The 5208-nt window shown below is 62.8% G+C and carries 5 protein-coding genes; 4 read left to right on the top strand and 1 reads right to left on the bottom strand.

Annotation, left to right across the window (positions count from 1 at the left end):
* Nucleotides 1-1295, bottom strand: a 1295-nt coding sequence (locus Y708_RS22365) for a glycerol-3-phosphate dehydrogenase/oxidase (RefSeq protein ID WP_253905661.1), incomplete at its 3' end; no start/stop codon positions are given.
* A gap of 244 nt (nucleotides 1296-1539) precedes the next feature.
* On the opposite strand from Y708_RS22365, the gene Y708_RS0102285 reads away from it, so the two are divergent.
* The 4 genes from Y708_RS0102285 to Y708_RS22355 form a co-directional block, all read left to right on the top strand.
* Entirely contained in the window at nucleotides 1540-2457 is a 918-nt protein-coding gene (locus tag Y708_RS0102285) for a sugar-binding transcriptional regulator (RefSeq protein ID WP_051478516.1), read from the top strand.
* Between the two features lie 53 nt (nucleotides 2458-2510).
* Nucleotides 2511-3347, top strand: coding sequence for an aldo/keto reductase (locus Y708_RS0102280; protein ID WP_028278661.1), 837 nt, complete (start codon nucleotides 2511-2513; stop codon nucleotides 3345-3347).
* 82 nt (nucleotides 3348-3429) lie between these two features.
* The gene (locus Y708_RS22360) at nucleotides 3430-4242 is read left to right on the top strand and encodes an alpha/beta fold hydrolase (RefSeq protein WP_253905660.1); all 813 of its coding nucleotides are present in this window, start codon (nucleotides 3430-3432) and stop codon (nucleotides 4240-4242) included.
* A partial coding sequence (locus Y708_RS22355; RefSeq protein ID WP_035775000.1) for a glycosyltransferase occupies nucleotides 4239-5208 on the top strand: 970 nt, incomplete at its 3' end. The genes Y708_RS22360 and Y708_RS22355, both read left to right, overlap by 4 nt.

The following is a 5208-nucleotide window of genomic DNA, read 5'->3' as shown; positions in this document are numbered from 1 at the left end:
GTGGACGCAGCGCGCCGCACCGCCAGGATATTCAGCACCTCGTCGGCCACATGCTCCGACAGGGCGCGGAACGTAGTCCATTTGCCGCCGACAACGCTGAAGGTTACCCCTGCGGTGGCGGTGGATGATTTTTCAATCCGGTAATCGCGGGAGACAAATCCGGGCTGCGTATCATCATGCCGAGGCAGAGGGCGGACGCCGGAAAAGCTGTAGACAACGCTTTCACGGTCCACGGTGATGGAAGGGAACACATGCGTGATCAGATCAAAGAAATACGAGAACTCTTCCGCGGTGCACACCGCCGGTGTAGCAAGGTCGGTGTCGAGGTCGGTTGTGCCCACCAGGACCCGATCCCCCATGGGATAGATCAGCACGATGCGCCCATCCGAGTGTTCGAAGAAGATCTCGCGTCCCGCGCAGGCTTCAAGGAGCCCCGGGTGATCCAGGACAATGTGCGATCCCTTGGTTCCGCCCATGAAGGTGCTGGGAGCGCCGAGTGCGGAATTAGTGCCGTCCACCCAGGCCCCGGAGACATTGACGACGACGTCGGCGGCAACAGTGAATACGTCCCCGGTTAGTTCATCGCGGAGCACCACGCCGTCGTCGTTCCTTCCCACCGCACTCACATAGTTGACCGCCCGGGCTCCGGGATGTGCATTGAGTCCGTCGCGCAGTACATCCAGGGTGAGTCGCTCGGGGTTGTGCACCGAGGCGTCAAAGTAGGTGGCCGTGTATTTGACGTCGGGGCGAAGAGCCGGGAGCGCGGCAAGGGACTTCCGGCGGCCGTCGAACCGGTGCCGCGGCACAGTGCCGCCTGCCCGGGAGAAAGCGTCATACAGGGCGAGACCGACTTTGATCAGGAACGCGCCCCGCTCGCGTGGTTTGCCCTGCCGATGAGTCAGGAAACGGACGGGTGCGGCGAGCACTCCGGAGAAAGTACTGAAGATCGGGATGGTGGTCTGCAGCGGCTTGACATAGTGGGGAGCCAGTTTCAGCAGGGAGTTACGCTCCATGACCGATTCGCGGACCAGGCGGAACTCGCCGTTCTCCAGGTAGCGGATTCCACCGTGGATCATATGCGAGGACGCTCCGGAGGCACCCTGGCAGTAGTCGCCGCGCTCCACGAGGGTCACGTTCACACCCTGAAGCGCAAGGTCACGGAAGGTCCCGGCGCCGTTGATGCCGCCGCCAATGATCAGCACCTGTGTTTGGGGATTGTCTTTGAGCTGCCGGACCGCCGGTCGTGTGCCGTGGTCTGCGTGGTTGTCGGGATTTCGGTCGGCTGTATTCCTCACCAGTGTGTACTCCGTGACGTGTGCGTGGCTTGACTTATGGATTGAATATGCAGCTGCTTCAACCATTCTTCGAAAAGGTGGGAATATTAGTCAATGCCATTGCACAAACGTGCAGTATCGTCGCTGAGGAGTACCCGTGAGAGAGTCAAGGCAGCCTGTCCGTCGAGACGGCCGTGCACAATCGTCCGAACCCGTGTCGGACTCCGGCGGCGCCCGGAACCGGGACGCACTGCGGGCCGCGCAGATGTATTACCTGCAGGATCTCACCATGAACGCAATCGCCCGGGAGCTGAGGACATCGCGCTCCACGGTTTCCCGTCTGCTCTCCATGGCGCGGGACACCGGACTGGTGCAGATCCAGATCAACAATCCACTGGAGCGCGCCCCATCGCTTGAGCAGCAGATCAGACGGCGGTTTGGCGTGGAGGCCCATGTTGTGCCCGTGACCGACATTGTCAGCGACTCCGAGGTGCTGGACCGGGTGGCCATCCAGGCGGCCCGCACCATTGGACCGCTGGTGGACTCGAACGCAATTATCGGCGTCGCCTGGGGATCGACCCTGAGCGCGGTAAGCCACCATCTGACGCGCAAGGTCACCCATGACAGCACAATTGTGCAGTTGAATGGTGCCGGAAATACCCAGACCACAGGGATCACGTACGCAAGCGAGATTCTCAGGCGCTTCGGCGCTGCCTACGGGGCGCGGGTGGAGCAGTTCCCCGTGCCGGCTTTTTTTGATCACGCCGAAACCAAAACCGCCATGTGGGCCGAACGAAGCGTAAAGCGGATCCTGGACCTGCAGCGGCGTATGACCATGGCGATCTTCGGGCTCGGATCGATTGACGCGGGCATCCCGAGCCACGTCTATTCCGGCGGCTACCTCGATGATGCGGACCTGCGGGTGCTCGAAGAGAACCGCGTGGTGGGCGACGTCGCGACGGTATTCTTCCGCGCCGACGGCAGCCACCAGGACATCCTGCTCAACCGGCGCAGTACCGGCCCGGAACTCAACCAGCTTCGACAGGTCAGGCGGCGCATCTGCGTGGTATCCGGCGAAACGAAGATCAATGGCCTGCGGGGCGCCCTCGCCGCCGGATTGGCAACCGACCTGATCCTCGACGAAGGGTCTGCCCGGAAGCTTATCCGTGAACAAGCCCGGTGACGCACCCGGCCGCGAGTGTTCGACCGCGGGAATTGGTCGGTAAAGTCGGGGGTATGCATAAGGCCGACAAAGTGTCCCTCAACAATGGCGTGCTGATGGACCAGCTTGGGTACGGCGTCTACAAGGTACCGCCGGGTGACACCCGCGGATTGTGCACCCTGGCGCTGGAATCCGGCTACCGCACCCTTGACACGGCAGCCCTGTACGGAAATGAGGACGGCGTGGGCCAGGCGGTCAACGACGCCGTAGCCAACGGGCAGGTCCAACGGGAGGATGTCTTTGTCACCTCCAAGCTGTGGAATGACAACCACGGATTCAGCGCCACTCTGGCCGCATTTGAGTCCTCCCTGGCCGCTACGGGGTTGGAGTATCTGGATCTCTACCTGATTCACTGGCCCTGTCCCGCGAAGGAGTTGTATGTGGAGTCCTGGCGCGCTTTGGAGAAGATCTATCACAGCGGAAGGGTCCGGGCGATCGGCGTCTCGAATTTTCAGAAGCACCACCTGGAGCAGCTCGTGCGGGAAACAGACGTTGTGCCGGCGGTCAACCAGATTGAATTGCACCCGCTTCTTCAGCAGCACGGTCTGCGGGCGTTCCACGAGTCCCATGGCATCGTCACTCAGGCATGGAGCCCGCTTGGGCGCGGCGCGGTGCTCACCAATCCCACCATCGGCCACATCGCCGCGAAGCTCGGGCGCACACCCGCGCAGGTCATCCTGCGCTGGCATCTGCAGGCCGGAGTCACAGCGATTCCCAAGGCAAGTAGCAGGGAACGCATCGCCCAGAATCTGGACGTGTACGGCTTCGAATTGAGCGGCTTTGAGCTTGCTGCCATCGCTGAGCTGGAGGCGGACAGGCGCTTTGGCTCCCACCCGGACCAGGTGAATTAAGGTGGTGATAAACAGCCGCAGCGCCACAGTGCGGACGCTAAGCCTTGATGGAGCGCTTCAACGATACTGGGATTTTCCGCCCGTGACCGCGCGCAGGGACGCGCCCGTAATCTTCATGGTCCATGGATTCCGCGGCGACCACCATGGCCTGCTGCGGATTGTGGAGGCGCTCCCAGCGCACCGTGTGATTGTGCCGGACCTGCCCGGATTTGGACAGTCCCGCGCGTTGAAAACAATGCACGACGTCGGCGCTTACGCCCGGTTTGTCGGGTTCAGCCTGGCTGCCCTTCAGCTGGGCAGTGGCACCGTTCTGCTGGGACATTCCTTTGGGTCGATCATCGCCTCCCGGTTTGCCGCAGACAACCCGGAAGCGGTTTCGTCACTGATCCTGATCAACCCCATCAGCGCCCCCGCGCTTGAAGGGTCCAGCCGGATCGCTTCCCGGCTCGCCGAACTGTATTACCGGGCCAGCGCCGCGTTGCCGGAACAGCTCGGGTTGGCCGTGCTGGGCAATCCGCTGATCGTGCGCGGCATGAGTATATTCATGGCGAAGACCAGGGACCCGGAACTCAGGAAATACATTCACGGCCAGCACCATGCCTACTTCAGTGCGTTTGCCGCGCGCGATGTGGTGCAACAGGCCTTCACCGCCTCCATCACCGGAACCGTGCGGGATTCCGCCCAGCAGCTGAGCATGCCCGTGTTGCTGATCGCTGCAGAACTGGACGACATCGGGTCGGTACCGGAGCAGCGCGCCCTCGCCGCGATGATCCCGGATTGCACCCTGCGGATCATTCCCGGCGTGGGCCACCTCATCCACTACGAGACACCCGACACGGCCGCAGAGCTGATCATCAACTTCCTCAAGGAGCGCAACCTGTGGACCTGGAACTGAAAATTGCCATTGATGCGCGGTTTACCCGGACCGACCACCATGACGGGATCAGCCGTTACGGCGCCAGCCTCATAGCTGCCCTGGCCGCGCAGGCGGACGTAACCATGCTGATCCACGATGAACGTCAGTTGGCGCTCCTCCCCGACGTTCCCTTTCTGAAAATCAACAGTCCCCTCTCCCCCGCCGAGTTGTTCGTCAGCCGCCGGATCAACGCGCTCCATGCCGACGTCGTCTTCTGCCCGCTGCAGACCATGGGCGCCTGGGGGCGCCGGTACGCGCTCGTGCTAACCCTCCAGGACCTCATCTACTACCAAAACCGCAAGCCACCCGGCTTTTTGCCTCTTCCGGTGCGTGCCCTGTGGCGCCTCTACCATCTGGCCTACTGGCCGCAGCGTCTGCTGCTCAACCGTGCCGACGTGGTTGCCACCATTTCCCACACCACGCAGGAACTGATCAGCAGGCACCGGTTGACCCGCAGACCGGTCCGGATTGTGGGCAACGCACCCCAGGAGGGGATCGTGGCGAGACCGGCGGACGCCATGCCCGACCGGACGCTGGTCTATATGGGATCGTTCATGCCGTACAAGAACGTTGAGACGGTGATTCGTGGCATGGACGGCCTTCACGGCTGGACGCTGCACCTGCTGAGCCGCATCACCCCCGCACGCCGCAGCGAGCTGGAGGCGCTGGTTCCTCCGGGCGTGGAGGTGGTGTTCCACAACGGGATCAGCGACGACGGCTACCAGGAGCTCCTGCGGTCGGCCACCGCACTGGTCACCCTGTCCCGCGCCGAGGGTTATGGGCTTCCCGTGATCGAAGCCATGGCGGCGGGAACCCCCGTCATCGCAGCCGATACCCGGATCTTCCGCGAAGTGGGCGGGACGGCAGCGATCTACGTGAACGCTGATGCCTCCACCGCGTTCACGGCTGCCGTCAAGGAGCTGAGTGACCCGGCGCGCTGGCGGG

Origin of the sequence: Arthrobacter sp. H5, assembly GCF_000520595.1 — a bacterium.
GTDB lineage: Bacteria > Actinomycetota > Actinomycetes > Actinomycetales > Micrococcaceae > Arthrobacter_D.
The sequence above is the reverse complement of the archived record's forward strand: the minus strand, read 5'-3'. Positions and strand labels throughout refer to the sequence as shown.

What these genes read in the sequence shown, in the direction of transcription:
- Y708_RS0102280 (WP_028278661.1), top strand. Translation starts at nt 2,511, where the DNA reads ATGCATAAGGCCGACAAAGTGTCCCTCAACAATGGCGTGCTGATGGAC.
- Y708_RS0102285 (WP_051478516.1), top strand. Translation starts at nt 1,540, where the DNA reads ATGTATTACCTGCAGGATCTCACCATGAACGCAATCGCCCGGGAGCTG.